General features: G+C 59.6%; 19 protein-coding genes. 5 read left to right on the forward strand and 14 right to left on the reverse strand.

Annotated features, from left to right (window positions below; genetic code table 11):
- Positions 1-11: 11 nt before the first annotated feature.
- The 3 genes from EV281_RS10530 to EV281_RS10540 form a co-directional block, all read right to left on the reverse strand.
- Positions 12-866 carry an NlpC/P60 family protein gene (locus EV281_RS10530; protein ID WP_132653021.1) on the reverse strand — a complete coding sequence of 285 codons (855 nt, stop codon included), beginning with the start codon at positions 864-866 and terminating at the stop codon, positions 12-14.
- Positions 867-890: 24 nt separating this feature from the next.
- Positions 891-1,241, reverse strand: a complete 351-nt coding sequence (locus EV281_RS10535) for a MarR family winged helix-turn-helix transcriptional regulator (protein ID WP_132653022.1) — start codon at positions 1,239-1,241, stop codon at positions 891-893.
- A 134-nt stretch (positions 1,242-1,375) separates the two neighbouring features.
- Positions 1,376-2,767: a M17 family metallopeptidase gene (locus EV281_RS10540; protein ID WP_132653023.1), complete on the reverse strand. Its 1,392-nt coding sequence runs from the start codon at positions 2,765-2,767 to the stop codon at positions 1,376-1,378.
- Positions 2,768-2,907: 140 nt separating this feature from the next.
- On the opposite strand from EV281_RS10540, the gene EV281_RS10545 reads away from it, so the two are divergent.
- Complete coding sequence (locus tag EV281_RS10545; protein ID WP_132653024.1) at positions 2,908-3,738, forward strand: tetratricopeptide repeat protein; 831 nt, start codon at positions 2,908-2,910, stop codon at positions 3,736-3,738.
- A gap of 1 nt (position 3,739) precedes the next feature.
- Here EV281_RS10545 and EV281_RS10550 read toward each other — a convergent pair whose 3' ends face one another.
- On the reverse strand, positions 3,740-4,366 hold the full coding sequence (locus EV281_RS10550; protein ID WP_132653025.1) for a LysE family transporter: 627 nt from the start codon (positions 4,364-4,366) through the stop codon (positions 3,740-3,742).
- Here EV281_RS10550 and EV281_RS31090 point away from each other — a divergent pair.
- Positions 4,311-4,463: a hypothetical protein gene (locus tag EV281_RS31090; RefSeq protein ID WP_165911852.1), complete on the forward strand. Its 153-nt coding sequence runs from the start codon at positions 4,311-4,313 to the stop codon at positions 4,461-4,463. The two genes, EV281_RS10550 and EV281_RS31090, sit on opposite strands and share 56 nt — an antisense overlap.
- Before the next feature lie 63 nt (positions 4,464-4,526).
- Here the strand turns inward: EV281_RS31090 and EV281_RS10555 are convergent, their stop codons facing one another.
- The 10 genes from EV281_RS10555 to EV281_RS10600 all read right to left on the reverse strand — a co-directional run bounded on the left by EV281_RS10555 (position 4,527) and on the right by EV281_RS10600 (position 13,573).
- Positions 4,527-5,510, reverse strand: a complete 984-nt coding sequence (locus EV281_RS10555) for a type II secretion system F family protein (RefSeq protein ID WP_132653026.1) — start codon at positions 5,508-5,510, stop codon at positions 4,527-4,529.
- Positions 5,511-5,524: 14 nt separating this feature from the next.
- Positions 5,525-6,532, reverse strand: coding sequence for a type II secretion system F family protein (locus EV281_RS10560; protein WP_132653027.1), 1,008 nt, complete (start codon positions 6,530-6,532; stop codon positions 5,525-5,527).
- Position 6,533: 1 nt separating this feature from the next.
- On the reverse strand, positions 6,534-8,021 hold the full coding sequence (locus tag EV281_RS10565; RefSeq protein ID WP_132653028.1) for a CpaF family protein: 1,488 nt from the start codon (positions 8,019-8,021) through the stop codon (positions 6,534-6,536).
- Positions 8,022-8,044: 23 nt separating this feature from the next.
- Complete coding sequence (locus EV281_RS10570) at positions 8,045-9,322, reverse strand: CpaE family protein (protein ID WP_132653029.1); 1,278 nt, start codon at positions 9,320-9,322, stop codon at positions 8,045-8,047.
- A 17-nt stretch (positions 9,323-9,339) separates the two neighbouring features.
- Complete coding sequence (locus EV281_RS10575; protein ID WP_132653030.1) at positions 9,340-10,092, reverse strand: CpaD family pilus assembly protein; 753 nt, start codon at positions 10,090-10,092, stop codon at positions 9,340-9,342.
- Entirely contained in the window at positions 10,089-11,594 is a 1,506-nt protein-coding gene (locus tag EV281_RS10580) for a type II and III secretion system protein family protein (protein ID WP_132653031.1), read from the reverse strand. The genes EV281_RS10575 and EV281_RS10580 overlap by 4 nt, the downstream gene beginning before the upstream one ends.
- A gap of 11 nt (positions 11,595-11,605) precedes the next feature.
- Positions 11,606-12,421 carry a Flp pilus assembly protein CpaB gene (cpaB, locus tag EV281_RS10585; RefSeq protein ID WP_132653032.1) on the reverse strand — a complete coding sequence of 272 codons (816 nt, stop codon included), beginning with the start codon at positions 12,419-12,421 and terminating at the stop codon, positions 11,606-11,608.
- Positions 12,422-12,531: 110 nt separating this feature from the next.
- Entirely contained in the window at positions 12,532-13,044 is a 513-nt protein-coding gene (locus EV281_RS10590; RefSeq protein ID WP_132653033.1) for a prepilin peptidase, read from the reverse strand.
- A gap of 99 nt (positions 13,045-13,143) precedes the next feature.
- Positions 13,144-13,332, reverse strand: coding sequence for a Flp family type IVb pilin (locus EV281_RS10595; protein ID WP_132653034.1), 189 nt, complete (start codon positions 13,330-13,332; stop codon positions 13,144-13,146).
- Between the two features lie 52 nt (positions 13,333-13,384).
- Positions 13,385-13,573: a Flp family type IVb pilin gene (locus EV281_RS10600; RefSeq protein WP_132653035.1), complete on the reverse strand. Its 189-nt coding sequence runs from the start codon at positions 13,571-13,573 to the stop codon at positions 13,385-13,387.
- Between the two features lie 393 nt (positions 13,574-13,966).
- Between EV281_RS10600 and EV281_RS10605 the strand changes: the two genes are divergently transcribed.
- The 3 genes from EV281_RS10605 (at position 13,967) to EV281_RS10615 (ending at position 15,692) form a co-directional block, all read left to right on the forward strand.
- Positions 13,967-14,368 carry a pilus assembly protein N-terminal domain-containing protein gene (locus EV281_RS10605; protein WP_132653036.1) on the forward strand — a complete coding sequence of 134 codons (402 nt, stop codon included), beginning with the start codon at positions 13,967-13,969 and terminating at the stop codon, positions 14,366-14,368.
- 110 nt (positions 14,369-14,478) lie between these two features.
- Positions 14,479-15,111 carry a TadE/TadG family type IV pilus assembly protein gene (locus EV281_RS10610; protein WP_132653037.1) on the forward strand — a complete coding sequence of 211 codons (633 nt, stop codon included), beginning with the start codon at positions 14,479-14,481 and terminating at the stop codon, positions 15,109-15,111.
- Positions 15,111-15,692, forward strand: a complete 582-nt coding sequence (locus EV281_RS10615; protein ID WP_132653233.1) for a TadE/TadG family type IV pilus assembly protein — start codon at positions 15,111-15,113, stop codon at positions 15,690-15,692. Before EV281_RS10610 ends, EV281_RS10615 begins: the two co-directional genes overlap by 1 nt.
- Positions 15,693-15,844: the final 152 nt, after the last annotated feature.

Consider the following 15,844-nt stretch of genomic DNA (forward strand, 5'->3'; position numbering starts at 1 on the left):
GTCAGGTGGCGTTAGAAGGGGCGACGATAGCCTGTCGGCTGCTCGTAGAGCCAGCCGATGCGCTCGACGGCAGCCTCGAAATTTTCGCGCGCGACTGTCATCGTATGACCGTTGGCATGAATGATGGTCTTCGGATCTTCGAAAACGGCAACGTGCCCCTTCCAGAAGACCAGATCGCCGCGGCGCAGGTCCGAACGGTCGATCGGCTCGCCAAGGCCTTCCGCCTGCATGTCGGTATCACGCGGCGCGTTTCTGCCGGTCATGAGCAGCGCAAGCTGGATGAGACCGGAGCAGTCGATGCCAAGGCCCGAGCGGCCGCCCCAGAGATAGGGCGTTTCCAGAAAATGAGAGGCGATATCGACATAATCGTGGCCGTCCAGCGCCCCAAGCGGCTGGAGGTGTTTCGCGAAGATCGCGGTACCGTCGCCGAGCACGAGATAGTGATTGCCCCGCGCCTCTACCTCACCGGTTATATGGACGCGGCTGCCCATGGAAAGCACCGCCTTGTAGGGCTTGCGAAGCTCCGGCTCCGGATAGAGGAAGGTGCGCTGCGGAACGACGATATGGGTCGGAGCGGGCGTTGCTTCCGCGATCGCTTGTTCGGGCAGGTAGCCGACATAGCCGTCGGATGCGGCCTTGACCCAGCACCAGCCGTCAGCGCGATCGAAGACCGTCACCTCCTCGCCGAAGAGCAGTTCCGTATCGATGCCGCGGGCAAGGACCGGCTGCGCGCGCAAGGCAATGACCGGGACGCAGACGCGGGCCGGCGTGCCGCTCACAAAGCGCATCGCCTCCACCTTGCCTTCTAGGCCGGCTTCCGCGAGATCCGGGCGGTAGGCATGGAGGCGGCGGTCGAGCATCGTCATGAGATTCCTTTCAATCGAGGCCTTTCAGACCGGAAGCTTGCGGCCCTGCTCGCGCACGAGGTCGCCAAGCTTTTCGAGATAGAGCGCGCCGCTGACGGTGCGCTTGATGATAACGTTTCGCCTGTCGGAATCGTCGCGAACGCGGTCGACGAGGCCCATTTGACCCATCGTATCCAGTGCGCGAGTGATGACCGGTTTCGTCACGTTGAGGGTCGCAGCCAGCCCGCGCACGGTATGCGGCGGCGGCACCAGATAGATATGCAGCAGGATCGCCATCTGGCGCAACGTCAAATCTCTGTTGTCGTGACGGACCAGATTGAGCGCCACCCCGTGCCAGAGGCCAAGCGCCTGCGAGGCAGTCAGTTCGATCGGCACGGCCCCTCCGGAAAGTCGTTACGCTGGCGTTTCATTTTCCGGTAGTTACAGTGCACAAGCAAGAGGCGGCACAGAATGCCGCCCCGCAAGGTGAATAAAATTTTAACGATTGCCTCAGCAAAGGCCTTGGCGGCTCAGCGGATGCTGTTGCGGATGTGATGATAGAGGGCGCGGATCGCTTGCGCCTCGCCGCCTCCCGGCGAATGGGCTCGCTCGTTCGGCGCCCAACCGAAAATGTCGAAATGGACCCAGCTTTTTGCCTTATTGACGAAGCGTTTCAGGAAGAGTGCTGCGGTGATCGCGCCCGCCATGCTGCCTGCCGGAGCATTGGTGATATCGGCGAACTTGGCGCGGATATCCTTCTCGTAGCCGGCGTAAAGCGGCAGGCGCCAAAGCGGATCGTCCGTCTCCAGGCTTGCCTCCATCAGATCGTGCGCGAGGTTCGCATCATCGGTGAAGAAGGGCGGCAGATCGGGGCCAAGGGCGACGCGGGCGGCGCCTGTCAGGGTCGCCATGTCGATAAGCAAATCCGGTTCTTCCTCGTCCGCATATGCAAGCGCATCGGCGAGAATCAGGCGGCCTTCGGCATCGGTATTGTCGATCTGGACTGTCAGGCCCTTGCGGCTCTTGTATATGTCACCGGGGCGGAAGGCATTCGACGAGATGGAATTCTCGACGACGGGGATGATGACGCGAAGATCGACCTTCAGCTTGGCGTCCATGATCATGAGCGCGAGGCCCATGACGTTTGCGGCACCGCCCATATCCTTCTTCATCAGCAGCATGGAGGATGCGGGCTTGATGTCGAGACCGCCGGTATCGAAGCAGACGCCCTTGCCGACCAGCGTTACCTTGCGATGGCCCTTCTTGCCCCAGCGCAGCTCCAAGAGACGCGGCGCGTCGGCGCTGGCGCGGCCAACGGTGTGGACCAGCGGGAAGTTTTCCTTGAGCAGGTCGTCACCAATGATGACCGACATCTCGGCCTTATAATGGGTGGCAAGGCTTCGGAAGGCGGCTTCAAGTTGCTCCGGACCCATGTCGTTGGTCGGCGTGTTGATGAGGTCGCGGGCGAGGAAGACGCCGGCAAGCTGGCGCTTGATCTCGTTGGCGTCGGCGTCGCGCGGGATCATCAGCGTCGCGGTCGGAGATTTTTCGGACTTGTAACGATCGAATCGATAGCTGCCGAGGCCGAAGCCGAGCGACAGGCGGTTTGCCGTCAACGGAGCGGTCTCGATGTGCCAGTCACCGGCCGGAAGCGCGCGGGCGAGCTTGCCGGTGATGTAGGGCTGCTCCGATGGATTCGTGCCGAGACCGAAAAGCGCGCCGCCGAGATGGCCGTCAGCTGTCGGGATCAGAAGCAGCGAGGCGCTTTCCGCCTTGTAGCCGGCTTTGCGAGCCCAATCGAGAGCGATCGGATCGATGGTGCCGGTTTCGATATGGGCGGGTGTGACAGCGAAGATCGGCAGCGTCGATCCACCCTTGGTGTTGAAAGGAGTCGATCTCTCGATGAACTGGAAGGGAGCCATGATTGTCCTTGGAGGCGGGGGGCGGAATCAATTCTTAACTGTCTGTTAGGGTTAACAGACTATTGCTGGAGCGAAGATTGCGTCAAACCTTTCCCTGTTCCGCTTTGAGGTCAGGCGCCGATTTCATTCAGGATCGCGCAATGCCCGTCTCGTCTTTCACTCCTCTCAAGAAGCGTATTTCGCAGGGAACCGCGGCTGCCCTCGTCATGCTGGCGCTTGCCGGCTGCTCGACGACGGCGAAGGACCGGATGACCACGGGCTCGATACCGAAGCTCGACAAGCCGGTAGAGCAGATGGACGCCAACGAATTGAGGGCTGCAACGGACCGCGTCGGCCAGGCCTATGGGAAAAACCCGCGCGATCCCGTCAACGGCGTCAATTACGCCAATCTGCTGCGCATGAATGGGCGCGATGCGCAGGCGCTTGCCGTCATGCAGCAGGTCGCCATCGCCAATCCTCAAGATCGCAACGTGCTTGCAGCCTATGGCAAGGCGCAGGCAGCTGCAGGACAGCTCCAGCAGGCGCTGGACACGATCGGTAGGGCGCAGACGCCAGACCGTCCCGACTGGCGGCTGATCTCGGCGGAAGGCGCGATTCTCGACCAGATGGGCCGGCCGAACGATGCGCGCCAGCGGTACCGCGATGCGCTCGACATCCAGCCGAACGAACCGTCGATCCTTTCCAATCTCGGCATGTCCTATCTCCTCACGGGGGATTTGCGCACGGCGGAAACCTACCTTCGTTCGGCGGCAGGCCAGCCTTCCGCCGACAGCCGCGTGCGCCAGAACCTCGCCCTCGTCGTTGGGCTGCAGGGCCGTTTTGCGGAGGCCGAGCAGATTGCGCGGCGCGAGCTTTCGCCGCAGCAAGCCGATGCCAACGTCGCCTATCTGCGCGGTATGCTTTCCCAGCAGAATTCCTGGCAGAAGCTTGCTGCGAAGGACGCGGCGTCGCCCGCCAGCAATACCAACTGACCTATTTGCTGCTCAATCCGGACAGGATGAGACGAAGGCCAGCCATGACCGCGCCCGCGGCCCTGTCAATCCAGGCTTTGGCGGCAAGATAGGCTCTGCGCGGCTGCTGGGCCGAAAAGGCGAGCGCTACGATCGCATACCATCCCGCTTCAACCAGGAAGACTCCGACGGGCAGCGCCAGCAAAAGCTCCACAGGCACGGTCTTCGGCAGCAGTGCCGCGAAGATACTGGCGTAGACGACGATTGCCTTGGGATTGCTCAGCTGCGTCAGCATTGCTGCCGTAAAACTGCGCGCCGGCATGCTCTTACCGGCGACATCGCCCGACAGCGCGAGCGGTTCGCTCGCACCCTTCCAGATCGCGAATGCTATGTAGATCAGATAGGCGCCACCGGCGATCTTCAGCACGATATAGAGCCACTCGAATTGGGACAGCAGCGCCGTCAGGCCGGCAAGAGCGAGCACGGCGAAGGTCACGCCACCAACACCCATACCGAGCGCCGCGGCAAGCCCATCAATGCGGGATCGGGAAATGGCGATGCGCGAGACGACCACAAAACTCGGACCGGGGCTCATGGCACCGATCATCAAGGCTGAAATGATGCTGATAAAAATTCCGAGAGAAGACATGGCTGACCTACGTTTTCATGCAATTCCGGACGCAAAATCGCTAAACACTTTTGCTGGCATTGTTCAGGCGATCGCGGATTGCCCTGGCAAGTCGTGAAAATTCGCACCTCGCCAGTCATGCAGGGTGCAAGCTAGCCGGATTCCGTTATAGCGGCAAGCGTCAGAACCGGTCGGCAACCTGGATGCCGGCGGGGCCAAGGATGACGGCGATCAGGACCGGCAGGAAGAAGAGGATCATCGGCACGGTCAGCTTTGGCGGCAGGGCGGCAGCCTTCTTTTCCGCTTCGTTCATGCGCTCGTCGCGACCCTCCTGCGCCAGCACACGCAGCGCCGTCGCAATCGGCGTGCCGTAGCGGTCTGCCTGAATGAGCGCCTGGGTGACCGATCGGACGAGATCGATCTGGGTGCGGGTCGCGAGATTCTCAAGCGCCACGCGCCGATCCGGCAGGAAGGACAGCTCAGCGGTCGTCAGCACCATTTCTTCGGCGAGCGGCGGCGACTGTTCGCCGAGTTCTTCGGAAACACGGCGCATGGCCGCTTCGATCGAAATGCCCGATTCGACGCAAATCAGCATCATGTCCAGCGCGTCCGGCCAGGCGCGCTTGATGGACTGCTGACGCTTGGTCATACGGTTGGAGATATAAATGTTCGGGGCATAGAAGCCGATATAGGCGATACCGATGACGATAAAGAGCCGTATTGGCAAACCCTTGCCGACAAGGTTGCCGAGGCCGAACATCCAGAAAGCGGCAACAGCAAGGAAGAGAAATGGCAGAAGAAAGCGTGCAACAAGGAAGGTGTTCAACGCATTTTCCGAGCGAAACCCGGCTGCACGCAGCTTGTTCATCGTGTTGTCGTCGACGAGCGCCTTGCGTAGGTTGAAACGCTCGACGATATGGCGGACGGGCCGGTTATTCTGGCTTCTGAGCGTGGCTTTGGCGCCAGCATCGGTATTCAGACGGGCGCGTTCGCGGGCACGGATCTGCTCGCGCTCCGTGGAGACTGCCTTCATGCGCTTGTTGAGATCGCCGCGCTCGAAAAAGGGAACCGCAAGCGTGTAGAAGGTGGCAAAGACGGCGATGGCGACCAGCACCGCCACGATGTTAGCGGGATCGGTCAAGCTTGCGGCGAGTTCCTGGGACATGCTGCTTTCTCTCGCTAGATATCGAAGTTGATCATGTTGCGCATCACGAAGATGCCGATCGACATCCAGACGGCCGAAAAGCCCAGAATGAAGTGGCCGCGCGGATCGGAAAACAGGACCATCATGTACTGCGGCGAGGTCAGATAGACGAGCAGGGCGACGATGAATGGAAGGGCGCCAATGATCACGGCAGATGCCTTGGCTTCCATGGACAGTGCCTGGACTTTGGCCTTCATTTTCTTGCGGTCGCGCAGCACCTTGGAAAGATTGCCGATCGCCTCCGACAAGTTGCCACCGGCCTGTGACTGGATGGCGATGACGATAGCGAAGAAATTGACTTCCTGCAGCGGCATCTGATTGGTCATGCGGGCACAGGCTTCGGGCACACTGAGACCGACCTGCTGCGATTCGACGATACGGCGAAATTCGCTCTTGACGGGCTCGACCCCTTCGGTCGCGACGAGACGGATCGCGTCGTTCAGCGGGAGGCCGGACCGGATGGAGCGGACGATGACGTCGAGCGCATTCGGAAATTCATCGAGGAACTTGTTCTGACGGCGTGAGACCAGGAAGCCAAGCACCCAGCGCGGCAGGCCAAGCCCTGCGGCCACGGGAATACCAAGCATGATCGGCGTCGATGCACCGGCGAGGAAAAGCACGACCAGCAGCACAAACGCGAAGAGCGCGCTGAACAGATAGAAGCGGGCCGGCGTGATCGGCAGTCCCGCCTGCACCAGGCGGGATTTGAGCGATAGCGTTTTCTTGGTCTTTTCGTGCTGTCGCTTTTCAAGATCCTTCAGGCTGTCCTGCACCGATTTGCGGCGCTTCGACAATTCCTGCACGCGGTCGCGAGCGGCCTTGACCTTGGTGCGATCAACTTCGGCCGATTTGACGCGATTGATGCGGGTTGCCGATTTCTTGTCGCTCTCGATCCGCGAGAACAATACGGCATAGCTCACCGCGGCGGCCGCAACAGCTGCAAGAACGATGATTGCCAACACTGTCGGATCGATGCCGAACATCTCAATCCTTCGATTTCGATTCCATCTCGTCGAGCGCAGCGGCGAGGCGTTTTTCTTCGTTATAATAGCGGGCGCGATCCCAGAAATGCGGCTTGCCAATACCAGTCGACATATGACGGCCAATCAGGCGTCCGCTCGCGTCCTCGCCCTCGATTTCGTAGCGCATCAGGTCCTGAGTGATGATGACGTCACCTTCCATGCCGACCACCTCGGTGATCTGGGTAATGCGACGCGAACCGTCGCGCAGGCGCTGTGCCTGAATGATGACGTCGATCGAGGAGGAGATGATCTCGCGCACGGTCTTTGCCGGCAAGGTGAAGCCGCCCATGGCGATCATCGATTCCATGCGGCTCAGGCATTCGCGCGGGTTGTTGGCGTGGATGGTGCCCATGGAACCGTCGTGGCCGGTGTTCATGGCCTGCAGGAGGTCGAAGACTTCCGGTCCGCGCACTTCGCCGACGATGATGCGTTCGGGACGCATACGCAGGCAGTTCTTGACCAGGTCGCGCATGGTAATCTCGCCCTCGCCTTCAATATTGGGCGGTCGGGTTTCGAGGCGCACGACATGCGGCTGCTGAAGCTGCAATTCGGCCGTATCCTCGCAGGTGATGACGCGCTCGTCGCGGTCGATATAGTTCGTCAGGCAGTTCAGGAGCGTCGTTTTACCCGAACCCGTACCGCCCGAGATGATGACGTTGCAGCGGACGCGGCCGATGATCTGCAGCACGGTCGCGCCTTCGGGCGTGATGGCGCCGAAGCGCACCAGCTGATCGAGCGTCAGCTTGTCCTTCTTGAATTTGCGGATGGTGAGTGCCGGGCCATCGATGGCGAGCGGCGGCGCGATGACGTTGACACGCGAGCCATCAGGCAGGCGCGCGTCGCAGATCGGGCTCGATTCATCGACGCGGCGGCCGACCTGGCTGACAATGCGCTGGCAGATCGACAGAAGCTGCGAATTGTCCCGGAAGCGGATTTCGGATTCGATCGTCTTGCCGCCGACTTCGATGAAGGTCTGGCCTGCGCCGTTGACCATGATATCGGCGATTTCGTCACGCGCCAGCAGCGGCTCGAGCGGACCATAACCCAGGACGTCGTTGCAGATATCCTCGAGCAGCTCTTCCTGCTCGGAGATCGACATCGCGAAATTCTTGATGGTGATGATATCGTTGACGATATCACGGATTTCCTCTCGCGCGCTTTCGCCATCCAGCTTGGAAAGCTGCGAGAGGTCGATCGTATCGATCAACGCGGAAAAGACCTGCGCCTTGGTGTCGTAATATTCGTCGGTGCGGGCCGGGCGCCTGCGCTGCGGCGTCTGCATCGGCGGCGGCGCCACCTGCTGGCGAACGGGTTCACGCGACGGCTCAACCAGCACCGAAGGGCCGGACGACGCTACCGAAGCGGCAATCGGCATCGGCGGCGGGGGAGCGGCGGCGATGCCGCCGACACCGGCCTTTCCGAAACCATCATTTCCGCGTTTTCCGAACATGGAACCGATCCAATTCTACTCGTTCACTTGCGCTTCAGAAGGCCGAGCAGGCCGCCCTTGCGGGATTTCTTCACTGCCACGCGACCCGTCACGATGTGCGAGATCTGCGAAAAGGTCTCCGATGTCGGCGACTTCGGATCGACCTCCGAGATCATCCGGCCGCTATTGGCGGCGTTTCCGAAGAGGCCGATATCGAAGGGAATGATGGCAATCGGCTCGACTTCCAGCGGCTCGCAGAAATCGGAAATCGAGATTTCCGGCCGTTTCGGCATGCCGACCTGATTGAGAATGAGGTGCGGTAGCTTGTCATTCGGGCGTATCTTGCGAAGCGCATCGAGCATGTTTTTGGTGTTGCGCAGGTTGGCGAGATCGGGAACCGCGCAGATCACCACTTCGTCTGCGTTCGACAGTACCGAGCGGGTCCAGTCCGACCAGGCATGTGGAACGTCGAGCACCGAGACCGGCGCGCTGCGCTGCAAGACATCCATGACAGGCTGGAAGGCCTGACCGTCGAAATCATAGGCGCGATCGAGAAGCGAGGGGGCGGCCAGCAGCGAAAGGTGATCTGAGCATTTCGTCAGCAGGCGATCGAGGAAAACCTCGTCGAGCCGTTCCGGTGCGAAGACGGCCTCGGCAATGCCCTGGGCCGGATCCTGATCGAAATCGATGTTCGCCGTGCCATAGGGCAGGTCGAGATCGGCCAAAATCGTTTCGGTCGAGAAGAGGTTCGAGATGCCGAAGGCGCAATTATGAGCGATGGTCGACGCGCCGACGCCACCCTTGGCACCGATAAAGGCAATGCTGCGGCCGAGCGGCTCGGCTTCCGGATCGACGAAAATCGCCGCCATCGCGCCCATGATGTCGGGCATGGCGAGGGGCTGAACGAGATATTCGGAAATGCCGTTGCGGATCAGATCGCGATAGAGGCCGATATCGTTGTAATAGCCGACGATGATGACCTTGGTCGAGGGATCGCAGACGGCAGCGAGCGGGGCGAGCTCGGCAAGCAGGTTGGCCGGGTTCGCCCTGGTTTCCAAGATGATCAGGTTCGGTGTCGGTGCGTTCGAGAACATGTTTGCGGCAGCAGCCGTGCCGCCGCTGGTGATGCGCATCGTGACTTTCGACAGGCGCCGATCACTGGCGCAGCGCTCCATGACCCGTTGCAATCCTTCGCTTTCGCAGAAGGCGTGAACGGAGATGCGCGGCAGCGGCCGCATGTTTTCCAATTCGCCCATACGCACTGCCTCCTCGGCCTGCCGGAGCTCGCTGGTGTTCTTGATCTCGTATTCGACGGTGCTCATCGTTTCATTCCGCCTGATCAGAAACCGGTCTGACCGGAATCGACATCTTCGATCGTGCTGGTGGTCGTCCGGTATTCCTGGATCGCCTCGTTACGCCGCTCTGCGTCGATCGGAGTCATGCCGCGCGGAGCGATGAAATCTTCCGGATTGGCGACCTGAGCGGCTAGGTTGTTCTGCGAGGCGCAGCCGAAATTATAGTAATTCTGGTTTGTGAAATCGGCGGCAATATCCCGCGGCCACTGGCCGCACTGGGTCGTCACCGCGGTCGTGCCGGTAAAGCTCAGTCGCAGCGGTGCAGAATCCAAAACGCCCGTTGCCGCATAGGATGTATTGATGATCTTGTTGCTGGCGATGCCGCGCGAGGCAAGTTCGGCACGGACCTGGCTGCGCAAGGCGCGGGCGGCTCCCGCATTCGGCGAGCCTTCCGGAGACAGGATATAGACCGGGCCGGATGCCCGCGACAGGTAGTTCTGCGCAAAGCCGCGGATCATCTCGCGCTGGGCAATAGAGAGGCGGCGATCGGTAGAGGCGACGGGGATGTCTACGGTTTGCTCGGCTTCGGTAACGACGATCGGATGACGCTCCCGGTAGTCGTCGGGAATCCCGCCGGTCGTCAGCTGATCGCGCGGTCCGGCGCAGCCGGAAAGCATTGCAACGGCTATGGATGCGGCCACCAGCAGAGGTTTTGCAGCGCAGAAATGTCTCGCATTCAGATGGACCATCGCCTGATCTCTGTTCTTTCTCATCGGTTCAGACTGCGCCCCGCTCATTTGTAGATAAATCCGATGGAACCGTGGAACTGCGCGTCGGCGATCGGCGCCTGGGGGCTGCCGTAAACCTTGTTGACGCGATTCATGAAGAAGGCGGACGCATCATTCGTCGGGCTGAAATTATCGTCCGGCCGATTGAGTTGATTGCGGGCCACCGGACGCACCAGGTAGGGCGTCGCAATGATGACGAGCTCTGTTTCCTGGCGTTCAACTCCCTTCTGGCGGAAGAGCGTGCCGAGAAGCGGTAACTTCGAGACGCCGGGCGTGCCGTTCATCGTCTGGGAAATGTTGTCGCGGATGAGGCCTGCAAGAGCGATCGAACCGCCGGAGGGAAGTTCGACCGAAGTTTCGGCCGACCGGCGCTGATAGGTTGGCGCAGCGCCCGATACCGAGGGCGCCGGTTCGGAAACATTGGTCTTGATCTGAAGGCTGATGCGACCGGAAGACAGGACCACCGGCTTGAAGGCCAGATTGATACCGTAATTATAGGGAACGACCGTGACGTTGCCCTGATTGTCCGTCGTCGAATAGAGAACCTGACCGCCGGAATTGAACGTCGCAGCTTGACCGGAGATCGCCGTCAACGTGGGTTCAGCCAGCGTGCGCACGACCTTCCCCTGCTCCAGTGCATTCAAGTAGGTCGATATATCGTACTTGCCGATCGAATTCTTGAAGAGCGCGGCAAGGCCCCCACCGACGACGGATGTGGCGCTATCAGCAGATGGGCTGCCGAGCTGTGCGACCGTCATGCCCGAGGAGTTGGTGACGAGATTGTCGAAGCCTAGCTGCTTCAGCACTTCGCGGCGAACCTCGGCGATCGTCACCTTGAGCGTAACCTGGTCTTCGCCCTGGATCTGCAGGAGATTGACGACCTGAGAGACCTGGCGGTTTTCGGCAAACAGTGCAACGGCGCTATCGCCCCCCGTACCGGAGGCCGTCTCCGTGCGCGTCGTGGCTTCGCCGCCTTTCAGGAAGGCTTCGGCAAGCGAGGCTGCCTGGGTCGCATCCTGCGGCGTGCGGACGGTGCCTGTCAGAACGATATTGTCGGAGACGATCTCGACCTTGATAGCGGAGTCCGGAATGAAGCGGCGCAGATTGGCTTCGAGACCGGAGACATCGCGCTCAATCTCGATGTCGAGGCTGACGACCTCCTCGCCGCTCGCGCCGAAGACAAAGATATTCGTCTGCCCGACCTTCTTGCCGAACAGATATATGCGCCGCGAGGTGCGTGTCACGGCATCCGCCATGCTCGGATCGGAAACGAGAATGTCATGTGCGTCTTCCGGCAGGTCGACGACCAGAGCCTTGTTGAGGCCGAGTTTCAGACGACGATGTGCGCCCGGGCCACTTTGAGAAATGCGGATGAGGCTTTCCGAGCCGGCGTTGGCCTGCTCCACGCCAAAGGGCGCATGAATGGAGATCGGCGCGACACCCGTCGCAGCCATTGCCAGCGAAAGGCAGCCCGTCAGGAAAAGCCTGGTGCGCTGTTTTGAGTTGCCCATCTGCATTTCCCTTACTCCGGCTTCACTGAGCCGGTGGCATCCGTGACGATGGAGCCGGATTTGATGACCTGAATGATTGCGCTGCCGTTATCGCCGCTCAGCAGATAGTCTGCCGCGCTGGTGTCCTGCTCCTGCGCATCGGCAACCGAGCGCAAGGCGAGCGACAGGCGATCCGCCATTTGTTGGGCAACGGCCAGAACCTTTGTCTGATCGGGGGTCAGTTCCAGCGTTGCAGTGGTGCCGACGGCTGCCTTGCTGCCGTCTTCCTTTTCCTCGATCTGCTGGTCGATGGCGAGGACGCGAACGTTGCTGAGCACGGTTTCGGTTATGTATTTCTCCGTGCCCTGCCCCTTGCGCACCATGATAACGTCGACGCGGTCATTGGGGAGGATGAAGCCGCCGGCGCCGGTCGCGACGGAGATTTCGGTCGCAACTGCCCGCTTGCCGGCAGGCAGCAGCGAAGACAGGATACGGCTGTTGGAATCGGCGACCTTTTCCGGACGGATCGGCTCTCCTTCGAAGACGGGCAAGCGCACGACAGCCCCTTGCAGATCCTTGATGGCATCAGGCCGTTCAGTCTCGGTAATAAAACCCTGGACAACGCCATTTTGCGGCCAGGCCATCCAGTGAACGGCTTTTTCATCCAGCCTTGCGCCAACGGGAAGATTGGCACTGGAGACCAGGACGTTGACGGTCGGCTCTTTTTCGATAACGGACTGGACTTTCGTCACCACGCCCCGATTGCCGGCCATGTTCATTGCAAGAAAACCGGCAAGGCCGGCTGCCACCACGGCGACAGCTAGGATAATAAGGCGGGCCGGTTTCATTGATCATTCCTCAGGGCACGACGCGTTCGCCCCGCAGAATGCTCAGGAATTGGTATAATTATGGTTAATGGAATACTTACATTTTAAGTTAACGGCCGATTAATACGCCGTTATTTCAGGCTTTCCAACGCCGCGATGAACAGCGGTGAGGATGGGAAGGCCATGAAACCGCCGATCGCGATGGCAATGCCATAGGGGATTTTTTTTGCGAGCAGGAGCGAATTGGGCATGGGAAGGCCGATGGCCAATATCGTGTTCGCCTGTGACCGGATCACAAGGATCGCCAAGGTGACCAGGCCACCGACGATACTGACATAGGTCAGAAACGACAGCAGAGCAGAATCGTAACCGAACCAGAGCGCGGCCGCGCTCAAGAGTTTCGCATCTCCGCCGCCCATAACATTGAGCGCGAAAAGCGCGAAGCAAATGCCGAACACGATAGCGGCACCCACTGCGTGCATCCCGATTGCCGGAAGAGCAAGGCCGCTCAATGGTGCGAGCACGGCAAATGAAATTACCAGGATCAACGATACCCTGTTCGGGATCGTCATCGTCAACAGATCGGACATGGCCGCAAAAGCAAGGCAGAGAGGAAAAATCAGAAGGATTACAGCTACCATCATCTTCTCACCTGCCCCAAGTTCTCATCTACCTAAGCAAAAAGGCCCACGGCGGTTCGCTCGTGAGCCTGATCGCTGTGAACGAGAGCTACGCTCCAGTTATTACGGAGTAGTCTTCGTCGTGGCATTAGACAGCTTTAGACCGAGCTCGCCGAACGTGTCGTTGAGCTTGGTGCCGAGCGTGGTGGCGCCAGCAACGAGGGCTACGGAAATGAGGGCGGCGATCAGGCCGTATTCGATTGCGGTCGCGCCGGATTTATCTTTTAAAAAACGGCCAAAAATTTCGGTCATGATCACTCCTAATTCCGGTTGATGTTTCTAAACCGAAGCTACGCCGCAGCTGTTAAGGGGCCGTCTTCGCCGTAGCATCGGACAGCTTGGTGCCAAGTCCAACGAAGGTGGCGTTGAGCTTCTGGCCGAGCGTCGTGGCGCCAGCAACGAGCGCTACGGAAATGAGGGCGGCGATCAGGCCGTATTCGATTGCGGTCGCGCCGGATTCATCCTTCAGAAAACGGCTAAAAAGCTTGGTCATGGCTACTTCTAACTCCAGTTGATGTTCAGCACGTCCGCCAACTGTTTGCCGTTGATCGGATAGCAGCAACCTAGCGAATGGCTGTTTCCATCGACTTAATGAAATGCGTTAACGGGATGTAAACGAGACAACCGGCCCGCTCAGGATAAGTAATTCCTTACCGCCTTACTTACATTTTTACATGAATTTCGGCAGAAAATGCGGAACAACAGCTTCCGGACATCCAGTAACGGCACAAATTTCTGGGGCACGGCAATTTCACGCCTCATCGGCGCGTACCGAAACAATCCAATTCGTTTCGCTCGTGAACATGTCATGGAACGCTTAAAGCTTCGTTCACCATTTTTTTCCATTCTATACGCACTTTGCATTGCGATCGTGAAAGAGGCCAAAATGCCATCGAACGGCAAGACCGTTTTCTTTGCCTGGGTGATTGCGGCTCTCACGGCATCCACAGCCTTCGCCCAGGAAGACATGCTGCGCGTTTACATGGATCACGCGCGCGTTTTGAAGCTCGACCGTCCGGTCAGCAAGGTCATCGTCGGCAATGCCAAGGTTGCAGATGCGACGGTTGCCGATGCCAAGACGATCGTGTTGACGGGCCGCAGTTTCGGCACGACCAACATCGTGCTGCTCGACGGCGATGGCAACGCCATTCTGGACGAACGCATTCTCGTTTCCATCGACGAAGGCAATACGGTGCGTGTCTATCGTCAGACAGAGCGCTCGGTTCTTTCCTGCACCCCCAACTGCGAACAGCATGCGCAGCAAGGTGGAGCCGCCTCCACAAATTAATGAATACGCGCTGCTCACGCCCATTCGTTAAAATGACTGCTCCGACCTGAAACGGAAAATCAACGAACACGCCCTAGTGTGCGCCCGAAGAACATTTTCGAGGCCAGACTATGGCGATCAGTGAGCAGGAGACGGGCAAGGTGCGTGTGTCCCTCCGTTTATCCAGACTTCGCGCCCTGGCCCGCTCGCGCGATGGCTCCGCCGCTATCGAATTCGCGTTGCTGGCTATCCCCTATTTCATCGTCATATTCGCCATCCTGGAAACCTTTATCGCCTTTGCGGCGGAAGAACTCGTCTCGAACGCCGTCGATACGATGAGCCGCCAGATGCGGACAGGGCAGATCACCTTCATCGATTCTACCCGCCCGACCTATAAGACGCAGACGCAGTTCCGGCAGGCTTTCTGCGACGAGATCTCGATTATCATCCGCTGCTCGGAAACGGAGGCGGCAACACCAAGCAAGCTTTATCTGGATGTCCGGAGCTTCACGACCTTCGCCTCGATCCCGACCACCATCCCCAGAGCATCTGCGGACAAATATTCCGATCTGAAGATTTCGGATTTCAAGTTCACGCCCGGCGGCCCCGGCACGATCAACATGGTGCGCGCCTATTATCGCTGGTCCATCATTGTCGACCTCGTCCGCCCCTATGTCACCGGCCTTCGCCCTGTCGGCAGTTCCATGCCGAGCGAATACCTTATTGTCGCGACGGCAGCCTTCCAGAACGAACAGTATCCATGATGGCGCGCCGCGGACTTCTCGTATGGCTGGCTTCGACGACGCGGCGCTTCGCCCGCGACAGGAAGGGCGTCGGCGCCATCGAGTTTGCAATCATCTTCCCGGTTCTGATCATGCTCTATCTGGGCGCGTTCGAGATCACGATCGGGCTCAGCGTCAGCAAGCGCACGACACGTGCCGCCGGCGCGATCGCCGATATCATTACCCAGCAGCAGAATGTCACCAAAAGCTCGCTCGCCGATATCGCCAAAGCCGCCCCGGCAATCTTCGCGCCTTATGACAGTTCCGATCTGTCGCTGAAGGTCACAGCAATCCAGATCGACGGCAGCGCAAATCCCACGGTTCTCTGGTCCTGGGCCCCGAGCGGTACGGCGCCCTATGCCAAGAACAGTGCGGTTTCCGGTGTGCCTACGGAAATGAAGAAGGCAAACAGCTTCCTCATCCGCACCGAACTCAGCACGCCTTATACGCTGTTCGTCTTTGCCCCCGATTTCATGCCGTCCGGGATGCGCACCATCACGATCAGCCGCAGCTATTTTTATCGCCAGCGGCAGAACGACAATATCCCCTGCGGCGACTGCTAGAGTCTGGCGCGCCTTTGCGCGACATGCTCTCTGTCTAGCGCATTCGTTATCCCAAAAACCGCTACGCACTATTGCGCGACATGCGCGCGCTTCCACACCTCAGATTTGCCAAGCGGTTTCCGTCATTATATGGCTGGGCGTTATTCAGATCG

The organism is Rhizobium sp. BK418 (assembly GCF_004341105.1).
Lineage (GTDB): Bacteria > Pseudomonadota > Alphaproteobacteria > Rhizobiales > Rhizobiaceae > Rhizobium.